This window comes from Candidatus Bathyarchaeia archaeon, assembly GCA_041447175.1.
GTDB lineage: Archaea > Thermoproteota > Bathyarchaeia > Bathyarchaeales > Bathycorpusculaceae > JADGNF01.
The window spans coordinates 1,239,009-1,255,344 of record CP166960.1 but is presented as its reverse complement, the minus strand read 5'-3'; the positions used below and the strand labels follow the sequence as shown (position 1 = coordinate 1,255,344).

The 16,336-nt window shown below is 47.7% G+C and carries 15 protein-coding genes; 11 read left to right on the top strand and 4 right to left on the bottom strand.

The window, feature by feature from the left end; translation table 11 throughout:
• Window positions 1-171: 171 nt before the first annotated feature.
• The 3 genes from ACBZ72_06595 to ACBZ72_06585 form a co-directional block, all read right to left on the bottom strand.
• A complete protein-coding gene (locus tag ACBZ72_06595; GenBank protein ID XES78536.1) occupies window positions 172-501 on the bottom strand; it encodes a winged helix-turn-helix domain-containing protein in 330 nt (109 codons plus the stop codon).
• Window positions 491-1,117: a hypothetical protein gene (locus ACBZ72_06590; GenBank protein ID XES78535.1), complete on the bottom strand. Its 627-nt coding sequence runs from the start codon at window positions 1,115-1,117 to the stop codon at window positions 491-493. Before ACBZ72_06590 ends, ACBZ72_06595 begins: the two co-directional genes overlap by 11 nt.
• A 184-nt stretch (window positions 1,118-1,301) precedes the next feature.
• Entirely contained in the window at window positions 1,302-3,971 is a 2,670-nt protein-coding gene (locus ACBZ72_06585) for a hypothetical protein (protein ID XES78534.1), read from the bottom strand.
• 307 nt (window positions 3,972-4,278) lie between these two features.
• Here ACBZ72_06585 and ACBZ72_06580 point away from each other — a divergent pair, with 307 nt between their 5' ends.
• Window positions 4,279-5,082, top strand: a complete 804-nt coding sequence (locus ACBZ72_06580) for an AN1-type zinc finger domain-containing protein (protein ID XES78533.1) — start codon at window positions 4,279-4,281, stop codon at window positions 5,080-5,082.
• 36 nt (window positions 5,083-5,118) lie between these two features.
• On the opposite strand, the gene rpsJ is transcribed toward ACBZ72_06580, so the two are convergent.
• Entirely contained in the window at window positions 5,119-5,427 is a 309-nt protein-coding gene (gene rpsJ / locus ACBZ72_06575; GenBank protein ID XES78532.1) for a 30S ribosomal protein S10, read from the bottom strand.
• A 349-nt stretch (window positions 5,428-5,776) separates the two neighbouring features.
• Between rpsJ and ACBZ72_06570 the strand changes: the two genes are divergently transcribed.
• The 10 genes from ACBZ72_06570 (at window position 5,777) to ACBZ72_06525 (ending at window position 16,336) form a co-directional block, all read left to right on the top strand.
• Window positions 5,777-8,539 (top strand): hypothetical protein, encoded by a 2,763-nt coding sequence (locus tag ACBZ72_06570; protein XES78531.1) that lies wholly within the window; start codon window positions 5,777-5,779, stop codon window positions 8,537-8,539.
• 235 nt (window positions 8,540-8,774) lie between these two features.
• The gene (locus tag ACBZ72_06565) at window positions 8,775-9,278 is read left to right on the top strand and encodes a DUF1622 domain-containing protein (GenBank protein XES78530.1); all 504 of its coding nucleotides are present in this window, start codon (window positions 8,775-8,777) and stop codon (window positions 9,276-9,278) included.
• Between the two features lie 374 nt (window positions 9,279-9,652).
• Entirely contained in the window at window positions 9,653-9,988 is a 336-nt protein-coding gene (ndhC, locus tag ACBZ72_06560) for an NADH-quinone oxidoreductase subunit A (GenBank protein ID XES78529.1), read from the top strand.
• Window positions 9,981-10,526, top strand: a complete 546-nt coding sequence (locus ACBZ72_06555) for an NADH-quinone oxidoreductase subunit B family protein (protein ID XES78528.1) — start codon at window positions 9,981-9,983, stop codon at window positions 10,524-10,526. Before ndhC ends, ACBZ72_06555 begins: the two co-directional genes overlap by 8 nt.
• A gap of 1 nt (window position 10,527) precedes the next feature.
• On the top strand, window positions 10,528-12,084 hold the full coding sequence (locus ACBZ72_06550; protein XES78660.1) for an NADH-quinone oxidoreductase subunit C: 1,557 nt from the start codon (window positions 10,528-10,530) through the stop codon (window positions 12,082-12,084).
• 13 nt (window positions 12,085-12,097) lie between these two features.
• Window positions 12,098-13,096 carry an NADH-quinone oxidoreductase subunit H gene (locus tag ACBZ72_06545; protein XES78527.1) on the top strand — a complete coding sequence of 333 codons (999 nt, stop codon included), beginning with the start codon at window positions 12,098-12,100 and terminating at the stop codon, window positions 13,094-13,096.
• Window positions 13,097-13,102: 6 nt separating this feature from the next.
• Complete coding sequence (locus tag ACBZ72_06540; protein XES78526.1) at window positions 13,103-13,486, top strand: 4Fe-4S binding protein; 384 nt, start codon at window positions 13,103-13,105, stop codon at window positions 13,484-13,486.
• Between the two features lie 2 nt (window positions 13,487-13,488).
• Complete coding sequence (locus tag ACBZ72_06535; GenBank protein XES78525.1) at window positions 13,489-13,974, top strand: NADH-quinone oxidoreductase subunit J; 486 nt, start codon at window positions 13,489-13,491, stop codon at window positions 13,972-13,974.
• Window positions 13,974-14,294: an NADH-quinone oxidoreductase subunit NuoK gene (locus ACBZ72_06530; protein XES78524.1), complete on the top strand. Its 321-nt coding sequence runs from the start codon at window positions 13,974-13,976 to the stop codon at window positions 14,292-14,294. Before ACBZ72_06535 ends, ACBZ72_06530 begins: the two co-directional genes overlap by 1 nt.
• The gene (locus ACBZ72_06525) at window positions 14,294-16,336 is read left to right on the top strand and encodes an NADH-quinone oxidoreductase subunit L (protein ID XES78523.1); all 2,043 of its coding nucleotides are present in this window, start codon (window positions 14,294-14,296) and stop codon (window positions 16,334-16,336) included. Before ACBZ72_06530 ends, ACBZ72_06525 begins: the two co-directional genes overlap by 1 nt.

Sequence of the window (16,336 nt, the reverse complement as noted above, 5' to 3'; positions counted from 1 at the left end):
TTTGTGGGGCTCGCTTAGAGCCAAAATTTGCTTGTTTGGCTTTGGGGTAGTCATAATTTCCGCCTTATCAGAAAAATTAATTGAAGCTATTAAATTTTTTGATAACAAACTGCGGAACACAACAACAAAGCCAACCGAAAACCAAAACACTACCTTTTCAAAAAACGCCCGTTAGGGGTCAACTTCGGGTCCTTTGGGTAAATTATCCAAAACGCGCTTCATCGTCGTTTGATACTCCCTAAACACATCGCGCCCCTTTTTTGTCAACTTAAGCGCAGTGTGCGGCTTGCGGTCAACAAACTCCTTCACCACCTCCACATACTCTGCATCCTCCAACTTCCGCAGGTGCGCCGAAAGATTCCCCGGAGTCATCTCCATCTGGTGTTGCAGAAACAAAAAATCAGCGCTTTCTACAACGTATAAGTGCGCCATAATCATGAACCGTGCTGGTTCGTGTATTAGGCGGTTGATGTTGGGGGTTTTTTCTGCGTCAGTTGGCAATGGTTTTGTCACCTTGCAGGGGGTATTTTGTTACAAATTTTGCAAGTAACGCAAAACCCGTGATTATCAAAGTGGCGCCTAACGCCGAAACAATGTATGCGAAGAATATGCCTTTGAACTGTGCCACTGCAAAAAGGACAAACGCTACTGCCCCATAGGCGTAGAGTCTTTTTATTCCTGTGGAGTAGCCAAACAGTGCGCATGCTGCTAACCCCGCTGAACCCGTCACGAGTAATCCGTTTTGAAGAACTGCCTCTAACCACGCGGGGTGTTCGCCTCCTTGGGTGAGTGTGAAAACAAAAAATCCAACCAAACCCAAAACCGCCACTCCCAAAATTGTGACTGCCAGCATGTTCGTGTCGTGTGATTTGAATTTTACAAAGCCGATTCGGGGCATTGTGATTTTTCTTTTTGCAGCAATCCAGAGTGGTAACACCGTGGCTACGAGGATGGCTGGCATTAGGGCTCCAAACCCTGGTTTTCCGTATAGGTCTAGTGCTACTCCTAAGGCAAAACTTGTGATGTATGTGCCGATGAATATGTCCATTAAGCCGTCTTGGTGGTAAGACATGTAGGTTTTACGCTCGACTTGTTTGAGGTCAAATTGTGTGGTCATGTCTTGCTTTGTCTCCGCTTCTTTATTGGCTCTGCAACTTATATAACTTTGTATCACAAAGTACTTTGTATATGTTAGGGTGTTTACAAAGCAACAAACAAGAACCTCCTATCACCCAAAAATAAGACTGCCGAAAAACAAACTTGCTAAAAGAAAAAACAAAGAAAAAAGGTTGGGGTGGTGTTTAGGGTTTTTTGTGTTTGTGTTTGTTGCTGTGGAGGGTGACTGCGGCTGCGAGGCATGCGATGGTGGCCATTAGGGTGCCTAGTGCGCTTTCGGGGACCACAAACAGGGTTGAAACGGCGATGTGAAACGCCGGTGACCCGTTAACCAGCACGGTAAAGTACCCTGCAAAGGGCGGCGTGAAGCTTACGGGTGAGTCTGCTTGGGCAAGAGTAAGCGCTGGACCAAACACGACGTTGCCATCCTGATCCTGCACCTGAATATCCACAACCGTGTGTTCTGGGCTAGGATGCCAATGAATAAAGACGGTCTGACCCAAACTAAACTCGCTAAGCTCAACACCCGCATCATTAGTGGTCCAAACAGAAGCCGAAGTAGCATAAGTGACAGGCAAAGGCGTCAAACCAACATTAAGATCAAAGACCGGCGGCGGAACCGTAACCACAATGCTGTCAGCGGAGTAGTATCCCGGTGCCTCCACGTGTACGCGGTAAGAACCTGCCAAGGTGTCCCACTGGTACTGACCATCAACGTTAGTGACTAGTGGGTTGACATCAGGCTGCATCACGGCGGGGCTTTCTCCTGTGGGTACGTTTTCCCAGTTGCCTGTGACTGTGTTGTACCATTGAAGCCAAACAGTAGCGCCCTGAATGCGGTCATTAGTGATGACGTCATAAACGTAACCTGCGGGGTCAATGTAGAAGGTGAAATCGATTGTGTTAGTTGTGCCGCTTGGGTAGTGAGGTATGTATGTTACCATTGCCCATCCGTGGCGTGGATAAAATGTGGTCGTATACGTCCATGTCGGGGCTGGACCAGTCATGGTGCCTGTAATGTCATCTCCACCATCATTTACGTGAATGATGATGTCTACGGCTATTGCGTCGGGGTCAATGTATGTGAAGGTTATGGGTTGGTGCCAGTTTATTATAGGACCTTGATTTGAGTAGCTTATCACTGGACCCATTTCTGTGTTTGTTGGCATTTGTGAGTGTACCACGGTTGTCTGTTTTGAGGCTATGTTGTCGCTGAAGTCTGTTTCAAGGGTGGTTGTTTGGATTTCTGCTTCGTGTTGTAGTACGGTTCCTATGGGGGTGCCGCTTGGGATACCGACGGTAACGGTTCGGTAGCCATTTCCATCAGGTGGGATGGTGCCGATGTTCCAATCAACTTGGTGTAGTGCGCTGTTGTAGGTTCCGCTGTCTGAAGCCGATATAAAGACGACTTCGGGCGGAAGTTGAGCTTTCAGAACGGTGTTTTGTGCGGGGTTACCGCCAAAGTTGTTATAATATATGGTGCAGGTCATGGAGGAACCGTCAGCCATAAGCACAGGAGCGTTCATAGACAGGTACACGTTTGTAACAACAAGAGGTGACCAAGTCTTAGTAACCGTGTTTGAGTACACTGTTTCTCCTTGGTTGTTTATGAAGCTCGCTCTGATTACATCCGTTCCTTCAGTGGCGCTAGTGTATGTGTAACTGGCATGTCCGCTTGCATCCGAGTCTTCCATTGCAGTGTTTCCTGTGTTGGGTCCTGAGATAATTTCGAAGGTAACCATTCTGCCAACTATTGCTTCTCCGTTACTGTCTTGAAGTGTCGCGGTTACTGTGTGCGGTTGACCTATTGTGTTCCCTGCTGATGGGGGTGACAGGACAATGCCTTCGTTTACAACAGCAGTTTGTGCTCGCAGGTTAAGGGCGGCAAAGAATATGTTGTCATCGTTGGAGGGATTTTTAGTGAAGACGTCTATGGTTGTATCTCCGACTTCTACGAATGGGTTGAGAGTGTATAATTCGTCGTCATATGTGGGTCCTGCGGTGCCTGTAGTTAAGGGGTTGGGTGGGTTTGCGTTGCTGTCGTCAAGACCGCCAACCGTAAGCAATGCTCCGTTTGCTCCGGCGCCGTCGTCTTGTCCGCCTGCGCTTGTGGATATCCGTTGACCGTTAACTTCGACAACGCTGTATTGAACTGTAGGTTGATAGCCAAAGCTTATTCCTAATGAGAGCTCCATTGGCTGCGTTAAAGCTTCGGCTGTGATGGGTGAACCTAGACCGATGTGGAATGTGTCGCCTCCAACTGCTTGTGCTCCGAAAAGTAGTACTATGGTGTTTTCTATTGCTGCTGCGGGGTCATCGAAGATTACGACAAGTATTTCGCCGTCAATGCTGCCTGTAGACGATTCTGTTACGGTGAAGGGAATCCTGCCTGCTGGTGCGGCGTCAATTTTGGGTTTGACCAAATTCGTTACGTCGCCCCAGTAGTTCCATGAGCTTATGCTGCTGGAGGTTTCGATGCTCCAAACAAAGTTGGCGCCATCAATTTTGATGTTGCCTGCAACAAGGTGGTAATTGCGTAAGCCTGTTGTTGCAGCCGCCATGTAAGCACATCGAACGGTTGCGCTTGCAGAGGGTTTTTCAGCTTCAATTATTGCGGTTCCGCTGTTTGACCCTGCGCCGTCTACTGATAGGGCGATTTTGCCTGTTTCAGTAACTACAGGGATAATTGAGCCCATCGTTACCGCTGTGATGTAGTCGCTGGGGTTCTCAATTGTTCCTGTGAGTTCGGGGTCGCCGCTGGTTATGGCGTTGGCAAATTGGCTGCTTAGAGATAGAAGTAGCAGACTTGCAACAACTAAGGTTAACACTGTTCTTGTAGTTTTGGCTTTTATCAAATACTCTTTTCTCCTTTCTCGTGGTTTATGCTTCGTTAATGTTCTTTCAGTTCCATATTAATAACTTAGCTAACTATTTAGCCATTTAAAAGTATTTAGTGTTGCTGTTTTCATGTTTGTTTGATTAAAATGCAAATAATAGTGGGGGTTTGTTGTAAAGTACGGTTTTTCAGGTTCCAGAAGTGCGGCGCGGCAAACACGTTTACCCTTTAATGAATTTGAATAGGCTTGAGGCTTTTTTTGGAGGTATAAGGGAAACATATAAACCGAGAATCCTTCCATATCAAAGAAAAGGCTGATGTTAAACGTGAACTGTCAGAAATGTGGGCAAGATGTTCTTATGCCGTTTCACTGTCCCTACTGCGGCGGACAATTCTGTAGCCAGCATCGCCTTCCTGAAAATCATGGGTGCCCACGCATCGGAGTTGCCCACAATCAACGACAAGAAACCGTCGCCGACGTTTTTGCACCACGAAAGGATTCCTACCAGTTCTCCGTCAGTTTTGGGCAACCGCGCAAAGTGAACGGGCGTGTTTACTTCAGCCCTAAAGAGCTTCAACACCTAGCCATCGGCGCTTTGCTGGTGAGTGCTGTGGGTTTTTCTTATGGCTTAGGCGTGGAATGGAACAGTATCATCGCGTTAGAGCTTTCCGCTTTAGCCGCTCTTCTTACCCTTTCCTTTTTCGCACATGAAATAGCTCACAAAGTGGTCGCACAGAAAAGTGGTTTATGGGCTGAATTTCGGTTAACAACTTGGGGTGCGTTGGTAACCGCGTTGACTCTTCTGTCGCCTTTCAAGCTGATTTCGCCTGGTGCAGTTATGATTTCTGGACCAGCGCGGCTTGAGGACATCGGAAAAATCTCCATTGCAGGGCCAACCACAAACATAATCCTCTCCACAATATTCCTATCCGCCTATTTCATACCAAGCCCCTACAGTTGGATCTTTGCAATCGGTGCTTTCCTGAACGGTTTCATAGCTATCTTCAACTTGGTACCTTTTGGGATTCTGGATGGCTATAAAATCTACAGTTGGAACAAAACTGTCTGGGCTGTGGGTTTCACTGCAAGCGCAGTACTAGCAGTTGTAGGGTACCTAATCTACCCTTAATCTAATCTACAAAAATTTTTACTTAAAAAAGTTGAGCTAAATAAGCTCAATTGTGACGTGAACTTCTTCAGGAACGCGGATACGCATGATTCGCCTCATGACGCGTTCTTCGCTGTCAATATCAATTAAGCGTTTATGAATGCGCATTTCCCACCTGTCCCATGTGGCTGTGCCTGAGCCTGATGGCGCCTTTAATACGGGTACGCGCAGGCGTTTAGTGGGCAACGGAACGGGACCATTGATTTTGACTCCTGTTTTTTGGGCTATGCTTCTGAGTTCTTCACATACTACTTCCAGTTTCTCGTAATCGGTGCTCGTTAGCCGGATTCGTGCTTTTCTAACCATTCAACTTCAATCCTGATTTTCTGCCCTTTTGACAGGTTTAGGACAACTTAGAGATTTAACCCGCACATAAAAACCTATCGACCAATCATTTTAACTTTACTTGTTTTTCCAGTTTGTTAGCGGGGTAAACGGTTAATTTTGGGCTGTTTTTGTGCTTTTTTTGGGTTGGTGACCATTTTATTGGCGGGCTCACGTTTATTTGTATCGCTTTACGCCTTTTGAACGTGTTTTTTTTGTTTTAAATTTGAAGACTTGAGCTTGTAATTGTACATCGCTGCCAACAAACTCTTATACATTCATTTTGATTTATGCACCTTCCAGAATTCTAACAAGAGCATGGTGAGTAAGAGTGAAAGTTCTATTAAATAAAACCAAAATCACGGTTTTTTCATTAATACTTCTACTAACCCTCGCATTACCCCTGCTTTCTCTTCCAGCAGCACAAGCACACGACCCTCCCTGGACTATCCAAACCTACTCCTTCGTTACAGCCTCTCCTAACCCCGCTCAAGTTGACACCACCGTCATCTTGGTATTTTGGGTAGATATTCCGCCGCCCACGGCAGTTGCCGCAACTGGTGACCGATGGCAAGGCTACAGCGTAAACGTAACCAAGCCCGATGGCTCAGTAGAGTCGGTAGTGACCGATGGCGTTTCTGACCCTGTGGGTTCCAGCTACGCCGTTTACGTGCCCGACATGGTTGGCACCTACATGGTTGACTTTAGTTGGCCTGGGCAAACATTAGAACGTGCTGGATACACTGGCATAAACGGCAGCGACAGCGTGTACATCGGAGACATGTACTTAGGGAGCAGCGCAAACACCTCCTTCACCGTAACAGCCGACCCTGTGCAATATTATGAAGAAGCCCCTCTGCCCGTTAGCTACTGGAATAGGCCAATTGACGCTAACAACCAGAACTGGGCTCAAATCGCTTCAGCATGGCTGGGGCAAGCCGAATTTGGAGCAACCTACCTCAAGTACAACCCCTACGGCTGGGCACCAAGCACCGCTCACGTGATGTGGACCAAACCGATTTCTTTTGGTGGTGTTGTAGGCGGCGACAATGCAATCAGTGACCAAATGACCTTCTATTCTGGTACCCAGTACCAATTGAAATTCAATAACCCCATAATCATGTATGGGCGTGTCTACTTTAGCCTCCCGCTTGCTAACGCCGTGACTGGTTTAGGCGTTACCTGCGTGGATCTGCGAACGGGCGAGACCTTATGGACAAGACCTGACCTTACAAGCGTAAGCATTGGACAATTTTACGATTTTGAGTCACCCAACCAGCACGGAACAAACCCCAACGGCTACCTTTGGGTCACAAATACACCAATTACGGGCACTGGTATTGTTAACGGAGACCCGTTGGTGTCACAAGCTAATTCTACAATACAAGTGACCTCCACGGGGTGGATGGCAATTGACCCCCTGTCTGGAGTTAACATCTTCAATGAAACAAACGTTCCTGTCGGCACCCGCGCATATGGACCACAAGGTGAATGGTTAATTTACAACATCGGCGGCGAAAACGGCACCGCCTCCTACCTATGGCAGTGGAATAACACCAAAATACCTGGAATTGACAACCCCAGCGGAGTAACCCAATGGTTGCCTGGCACCGCTAACCAGAACATGAGTGCAGCCTACGATTACAATGTGACTTTATCTGAAACTTTGCCCTCCAAATCCTCCCCCATCGGCGGCAGCGGCTTTGGCGTAACTTCCTCATTTGATCCAGAAACCGGTTTGTACACTACAGCGCCTACAATTATGAGGGTTTTTCCTGGCAATCTGATTTTTGGACAAAGTTCTGGTCTGCAGCAGACCCCTGGAACCTCCGCTGGCATCGTTGGTACTCCTGACCCCTTCACGCTGTGGGCGATTAACCTTAACGTTTCTCGCGGCAACATCGGCGACGTAATGTGGGTGAAAGATTATCCTGCTCCCGTTGGCAACATAACGGTGAACATTGGACCAACAGATGGCATTGATACTAACGTTGCAACTTTGTATTATAAGCAAACTATGCAATGGGTCGGCATCGATTTGCTTACGGGCGAGCAGATTTGGGGTCCAACACCCATGGAGACGCCTGCATGGAACTACTACACAGGTACAACAGGGTTGACAAGTCCAATTGGTATGGGCTATGGGCACCTATATGTGGCTGGCTACGGCGGAGTGCTCAGAGCATATGACCTCCTAACTGGGAACATCACCTTCACTTGGGGCAATGACCCTGATGACCCCGCCAACAGCACCATAACACCCAACACCGTTTATGGTGACTATCCAACACAAGTTGCTGCAATCGCAGACGGCAAAGTCTACATGGTTGAAGAAGAACACTCCCTTGACGCACCCCCCTATCAGGGTGCACGAACACACTGCGTGGACGCATTCACAGGCGAACTTCAATGGCAAATGTACGGCATGAGTTCATGGCAGATGAGTGCAGTTGCCGACGGCTACTACACTTGGCTAAATCTTAACGACATGCGCGTTTACTGCATTGGACCCGGACCAAGCTCAACTACGGTTCAAGCAGCTCAGGTCGGCTCAAGCGGTAACATGCTTATTCAAGGCGCAGTTATGGATGAATCACCCGCGTTAAAAGGCACCCCCGCTATAGCAGACGCCGACCAAGGTTTATGGGCACAGTACATGATCCAAAGCACCATCGATGAACCAAACGTGACAGGCGTAACAGTACAACTAACAGCTATAGACGAAAACCAAAACACCCACGATTTGGGCTCTGTAACCAGCGACTCCTCGGGGCTGTTCAGTTTAATGTGGACTCCGCCAAGCCCAGGAATGTACACGATAATGGCGGGCTTCAACGGGTCCCAATCCTATGGGCCATCTTCAGCGTCAACCGCAGCCGCAATAGCTGAAACATCCGCGCCCACTTCTCCTACACCTACCCCCACTGCAACCGCACCAACAACTACTCCAACCACAACAGCATCACCCTCTCCGAGCCCAACTGCTGCGCCTTCCCCAGGCGGGCTTCCGCTGTCTGAAATCTACATAATCACAGCAGTTATCATTGTCATTGCGGTGGTTGCGGCAATTGCTTTGATTCTTCGAAGACGATGACCTTCATTTTTTCCCTTTCTTTCTTTGAGAAGCCGTGTTTCACCCTAAACAAGGAAGGTGCTGTAAGGTTTGGGTTGCCTATCCCTTTGATTACAAGGGTTCATTCTTTCTCTCCTATTTTGGGTCGCCTAAGCCCAGCAAACCTTCTCTTGTCTTCTTTTTCCGCAATTTGATGCTAAATTGAACAAATCATATTAGGCGTTAACGTGCATCTATTCTACCAAAGGCTGCTGTTATGACTGAATGCACTTTGCCCTCCGGTAACGGGCGGAATCGTCTCACACTTGCCATAATTGCTGTTATGATAATTTTTTCAGTGCTTGGCACTGTTTTAAGTTTAACTGTGCCCGATTTCGGTAAACTGTTTCTTCCCGGGGATGTTGCTTACGTGCCTGGGGGTGCCATTTATGAAGTGATTTACGTTCTGCTTACGATGGCAGCGGATGTTCTTTACGTGTTGGGCGGCGGAATAGTCGCTTTCGGAGCAATACTGGTCGGATACCGGTTTTTGCAGTGTAAATTCAAAAGTCCCTACAAACCCTCATGTGTCACGCGGTTTTTGTCGGGGTATCTGACTTTGAGCTTGGAGCTTTTCATAGGAGCCGAAATCATAAAAACAGTGGTTGTGCGAACTTATGATGAATTTCTGCTGCTCATTTTGGTGATTTTCAGCCGCGGGCTTTTCAGTTTGATTTTGTATCTTGAGCGCCGATGGCATGGTGCAGCAGAAACGGAATAACAGGCTTTTTTGAGCATAAACTAATACATTTTGGCTTTATTTTTGTAGTCAAGCATCGTAAAATGGTGCGTTATCAATGGCTAAACCTTAAATGTGGGTAATATCACTCTAAGAAGGTTAAGCTCGGACCATCATGAGTGGAATAATGCGTTCAGCGCCAACCGGATTTGGCGAGGTCTCTTCGAGAAAACATTTTTTGCCGCCTCCGTTAGTAGTTGTTATCGAACACAGTTTTGAACAGTTACAATGCATAGGTTGCGATAACCTTAAATATGTTCAGTCTAACATCAGACGTCATAAACGTGTGAAAACTTCGCTCGGGAAAAGTGGTCAGTTTGTCCAAGAAACTCTTTTCACAGGGGAAAGAACCATAAATGATTATTGAATCAATCGTCGCATTCGTACTAATATTCTCTGCAGCCGCCATCATATACCTTCTCGGACGAAGGGCTGCGCCGAAACCCACACAAACATACGACGAACGCGTAGCCTACGCTTGCGGAGAAAAAGTCACCTATCACAGCCTCAAAGTTAACGTGTCCCTTTACAAGTACCTCATTTACTTTGTCGTCTTGGACAGTTCCGTTTTGCTCTTGGCATTTGCTGCTTTCATGCAAGCAGGAATCAACGTTCCCATGATTCTCCTCTACCTGCTCATGATGCTCGGAGCTGGTTTACTCTTAATTGAAGGAGATAAAAATAATGACTAATTTAGCTATGTGGTCCCGACTGAAATCCCCTTGGGTTATTCACTTTAACTCAGGCGCATGTAACGGCTGCGACATCGAAATTGTCGCTTTGCTAACACCCAAATACGATGTGGAACGTTTCGGAATAAAACTTGAACCCTCCCCCAGACACGCCGATGTCTTGCTGGTAACAGGTTCTGTAACTAAACAATGTGCAGAACGGCTAAAACGCATCTACGACCAGATGCCTCAACCCAAATTTGTTGTCGCCATCGGTGCCTGTGCCTGCTCTGGCGGTGTCTTTCAGGGGTCCTACAGCGTTCTAAGTGGGGTCGACAAAATTCTTCCAGTCAACGCCTATATTCCAGGTTGCCCCCCGCGACCTGAAGCCATAATCGACGGCGTAGTGAAACTGTTAAACGCATTGGCTGCTCCTCCAGCCCCAAAAGCAGCTGAAGAACCCCAAAAAGAAGAAGCTGCATCCGAAGCGGCTAAAGAAGAGACCGTGGAAGCGGCACCCAAATTAACTACGGAGGTAAAACCTAACGCCAAGCAGTAACATAGACATTTTAAAAATTCTTGAAACAAAACTTCAAGGTAAACCTGTTGAGATAGTCCCTGATTACTTAGGAACAGCTGCCATCAAAGCTAAAGAGGGCAGTTACCGTGATGTGTTCAAAGCCCTGATGGATGCGGACGAAAAAACGGGTGTAACATCCATTACCGGCATTGATTTAGGTGCTGCGCTAGGCGTTTTCTATCACGTTCGCACAAGCAATGCCTTCATAACTATTCAGGTTGAAGTTCCCAAAGAAAACCCCAAACTTGTAACCGTAACCGACATCACACCAAGCGCCGCTTTCCACGAACTCGAAGTAACCGACCTTATCGGCGTTACTTTTGAAGGCAACCCCCTTGAAGGGCACTTTGTACTGCCTGACACCTGGCCTGACGGCGTGTATCCGCTTCGAAAAGATGTCAACCCAAACGAAGTGAAACTAAATCCCTCACCGCCTGAAGAAAAATTTGAACAAGGTAAACAAGTCAAAATAATTATCGGTCCCCAACATCCCGCATTGTTGGAGCCCGAAAAGTTCGCAGTGTTTGTTGACGGCGAAACCGTGAAGGCGGTTCAACCACGCATCGGCTACGTGCACCGCGGAGTGGAAAAGATTTCTGAATTCCGCACCTACATTCAGGATGTCTACTTGGTAGAACGAATCTGCGGCATCTGCAACAGTTGCCACGCCTGCGCCTTTGTCGAATCTGTGGAAAAAATCCTAAAAACCGAGGTTCCTCCCCGAGGAAAGTACCTTCGCACAATAATTCTGGAACTCAACAGACTCCACAGCCACTTGCTAACATTGGGGCACGCTGGTCTTGAAATCGGCTATGAAACTTTGTTCCACTATTTCTGGCGGGACCGCGAACCCATAATGGACATAACTGAAATACTCACTGGCAACCGTGTAGTGTCTTCCGCCATGACTGTAGGCGGAGTCCGACGTGACCTCAAAGAAACTGACGTACCCAAAATCAAGTCCACCTTGGCTGACCTTCGAAAGAGGCTGCCCTTCTACACCAAAGTATACCGCGAGGAACCCTCCATTGGTTTGCGTATGAAGAATATTGGAACCCTCAAACGGGAAGATGCGCTCAAACTTGGCGTGGTTGGTCCCGTTGCCCGCGGTTCAGGTGTCGATATTGATGTTCGTAAAGATGCGCCCTATGAAGCCTACGGCGAGATACCCTTCAAGTTAATCACTTACAAAGAAGGCGATACTTGGGCAAGAATGAATGTCCGCATGGATGAAGTCGAAGAAAGCATAAAAATCATCGAGTATGCTTTGGACCATCTGCCTACGGGACCATTTCGAGTTAAAGTGCCCAGGGTTGTGCCTCCAGGTGAAGTTGTGAACCGTGTGGAAGCTCCGCGTGGAGAACTTTTCTACTACGTTAAAAGCAACGGAACCGCAATGCCTGAACGCGTCAAAGTGCGAACGCCAACCTTCGCTAACATACCCGCATTCCTTACAACGGCTGTTGGTGAACCTTTGGCTGATGTACCACCAAACTTTGTAAGCTTAGACCCATGTTTCTCATGTACTGACAGATAAACGGTGAAAAACAATGATTGACTACCTGCTGCTGATATTCCGAGTACTGGTCTTTCCAGGATTTGCATTCATAATACTCTTCACAATGTTCTGCGATTGGGTGGAACGAAAAATTGAAGCCCGCATGCAGAACCGTATGGGACCCAGTTTCACTGGACCCGGCGGAATTCTGCAACCACTCGCGGACTTCATAAAGATGCTCACAAAAGAAGACATTACCCCCTGCGAATCGAAACGAAACGTTTACCGATTTGCGCCCATCCTTGCATTGTCCGTGTTGGTTTTCGCTATATCCTTCTTACCCATCGACGGCGCAAGCGTGATTCCCGGCGTAAGCTTTGAAGGTGACTTGATTTTTGTCATGGCGCTGGTTTCCGTTGCGAACTTTCTGCTTTTCTTGGCAGGTTGGTCAAGTAACAACCCCTACAGCTCAATTGGGGCTGCTAGAGTTTTAACCCAGTTTTTGGGTTACGACATCCCTCTGTTTTTGTTGGCTTTGGCACCCGCCTTTTTGGCTCAAAGCCTCACAATAAACAATATTGTTGCAGCTTCTGGACAATGGTTGCCTTTCGCCATTTTGGCTCCATGGGCATTTGTCCTGTTCATAATCACCATGCAAGCCGAGTTGGAAAAAGACCCGTTTGATGTTCCTCACGCCGAAAGCGAAGTTGTTGCTGGACATGAGACTGAATACAGCGGCGGCAAACTGGCTTTCCTAAAGCTTGCACGCGATGTACAGGTCGTTTTCGGCGCAGCCCTCATAACAGTGCTGTTTCTGGGCGGAGCAAACGGGCCTGTTCCATTTGGGTTCCTGCCCGAGTTCTGGGGCACACTCTGGTTTGTGCTCAAAGTAATCGGCGTCGTTATACTCTCTGAGTACTTGACAGTTCTGTTTGCGAGGCTACGTATTGACCAAGTTGTAACCCTTAACTGGCGCATTATGTTGCCTCTTTCAGTGCTGTCTCTTATGTTGACAATTGGCTTAGCGTACTGGGTCTATCCCTTGGTGTGATAACATATGGCAAAGAAATCTAAAGCGCGAATATCTCCGATGTTCCGACGGGTCCTCTCAAGCATATTTACTAAACCCGCAACGGGCAAGTATCCCTTCGTGAAATGTGAACCCGCTGAAGGCTTCAGGGGCAAACAAATCTTTGACATAAACCTCTGTGTAAGCTGCGGTTTATGCAGCAGAGACTGCCCTGCAAAAGCCATTGAAATGGTGGAAGTTGACGGTAAAAAGCGACCCATGTTCATGCTTGACCGATGTGTCTTCTGTTATCAATGTGCTGAAAGTTGTCCAAGAAACGCCATCAAAAGCACGGACATCTTTGAGCTAGCGACAACAGATAAATCTTCTTTGGTCATAAAACCAAAAGCAAATCACAAAACTGAGGCATAGCTATGATACTTGAGCTCGTCAGTGCAGGACTAATAATCTCAGCATGTTTAGCAATTTTCCTCGATGAAGCAATTTATTCAGTTGCCGCTTTGGCGGGGACCTTCATTCTAACGGCGCTTCTTTACGCCTTAAACGGAGCCGTTTTCGTGGCTATCTTCCAGTTCGCTGTAGGCATAGGCACCCTATCGATTCTGTTCTTGTCAGGGGAAATGCTCAGCGAAAAACCGGCTGAAAAAACTAAACTATCCACATCACTTGGGGTTGTGGTGTTGGGCGCAGTCCTGTCTTTGCCCATGATTTTCTTCTCCATCTCTTCCCCAAGCACAATCACCTCCGACATTTCGTTCGGGGATGCCTTATGGAACTACAACGCTTTCGATGTTGTTCTGCAAGGTTTAGTTATACTGACTGTGGCTACTGGCATCGCTATTGTGCTTTATCAAAATAACAAGAAAAAGCGCAACTTGAAACGGAGCGTTGAACAATAATGGACTTTGTCATCTTATCCTTGGTCATGCTGGCAATCGGCGTTTACGGTTTGCTCACCAAACGTCATTTACTGAAAATTTTTGTTTCCATTGAGCTAATCGCCACAGCTGCCACACTAAACTTTGTGATGCTTGGCGTAAACAATTTGGGCGTAAGTCAGGCTTTTCTCATTCTGGCTTTCTCCACTGACACCGCCGTCAGCGCCGTCATTTTGGCGTTACTGGTCATTGTCTCCAGAAAATACGGCACAAGCGACATCAGCAAAATCGTTCAACCCGTCGAGGTTGAACAAGAAGAAAATAGTGAGGCACAAGCATAATGCAGTTCTCGGACCTTTCATCTTGGCTCGTCTGGATTCTTCCATTAATATCTTGTCTTTTTGTCCCGTTAATCGGCCGCTTCAGCGCAAAAGCACGAAACGCCTACGTAATCGTAATCGCGTCGATAACGGCTTTCTTGGCATTTACCCTAATACCCGCCGTTTCCTCAGGGGAAACCATAAACCTAATCGCAACCTGGATTCCTGGAAACATAAACGCAGGCGTCTACCTTGACCCCCTAAGCGTCTTATTCACCTGTCTTATCGGCTTCTTCGGCTTGATAATCGCAGTCTACTCGTTAGGTTACATGAAGCACGAAGAAAACCTAACACGATACTACTTCTATCTGCTCGTCTTCATCGGCTCCATGATCGGCTTAGTTATCAGCGACAACTTTCTGCAAATGTTCATCTTCTGGGAAATGGTGGGCATGTGCAGCTACGCCCTCATCAGCTTCTGGAATAACCGCCCCGAATCCGTCAAAGCAGGCAACAAAGTATTCATCATGACCCGCATCGGCGACGCTATGCTGCTGGGCGCCATCGGCATCCTGTACGCCAGCTTAGGAACCCTAAGTTTCCACGGCACAATCACCGCAATTACTGCTGGTCAATTGTCCTCAGAAGCTCTAGTCACTGTTGCCTTCCTCGTCTTGGGTGGGGCAGTCGCTAAATCCGCGCAGCTTCCACTGTTCACTTGGCTCTACAGCGCCATGGAAGCACCAACCTCCGTAAGCGCCCTGCTACACGCCGCCACAATGGTCAAAGCAGGCATTTACCTCATCGCACGCTTCATCCTCATCGCTGCACCCATGGTTTCTGTACTTGAACCCCTCTGGTTGCCCACTGTCGCGTGGATAGGTGTTTTGACCGCTTTGGTTGGGGCAACTTTGGCTCTATCCACACCAGACATTAAAGGTGTCCTTGCGTACTCAACTGTAAGCCAGTTGGGCTTCATGATGGCAGCTTTAGGCTCCTCGGGTGCACAAGCGGCCGCCTCCTTGGGCTGGTTTGCAAGCTTGTTCCACATGATGAGCCACGCTTTCTTCGAAGGCTTGGGTTTCCTCTTGGCAGGTGGAATCATCCACGAATTAGGCACGCGCGACATGCGGCTCATGGGTGGACTTAAAAAGTATATGCCCATAACCTTCATCTTAGCTCTAATTATGATTATCACCACAAGTGGGCTTCCACCGTTTGCGGCTTTCTTCAGCAAAGGCGCAATCATCACCAGCATAACCGAAGAAAGCGGACTCATCCTGACTATCCTAATTTACGCAACAACCGCCTTAACCTTCGCCTACAGCCTAAGATTTATCCGTCTGGTCTTCTTAGGAAACGAATCCGAACACATTAAGAAGCTCCATGTTCACGAAATCCCCAAGCTTATGCTCGCACCAGCCGTGGTTCTTGCTGTGGCTTGTGTTGTCTGGGGCTTCGTTATGCCTTGGCTGGGAACCTTCTTAGGTCTCGAAGCTGACTTAAGCCTACTTGGTGCCTTCATAAACTCGGAAACAGCACTCTTCGCCTTAATCCTAATACCCACTGGGCTACTGGTTTATGCCACATACTGGAAGAACTCCACCATAATGGCCACAATACGCAGCCCCAGCAATCCATTGGCAAAACTGCTTAACCATGGCTACTTTGTCGACGAATTCTACGAGAAAGTCGTTGCTAGAGCTTTCATGGTGTTCTCCAAAGGTGTGAAGGGCTTTGAGGTTGTTGTCTTAAACGTGTTCCCTGTTGTCTTTGCTAACGCTGTTGTCCGCTTTGCGGGAGGCGTTCACAAGTACTTTGATGTTGCCGCTGACCAACTGCTCATACTCATTGCTGGACGCTCAGTGGAGGGCGCCTCAAAAGTGAAGACCCTTGATACCATAGCGGATAAACTGCTGGACATTATCGCCCGCCGTACTGTGCGTTCTTCCGAAAAAGCCCGCAAAACCCCTGTTAACAGCTTGCAGCATTATTTGGCTGCGGCGCTTGTGGGTTTCATAATGCTTGTAATACTGATTATCATTACTATGGGAGGTCTCTAA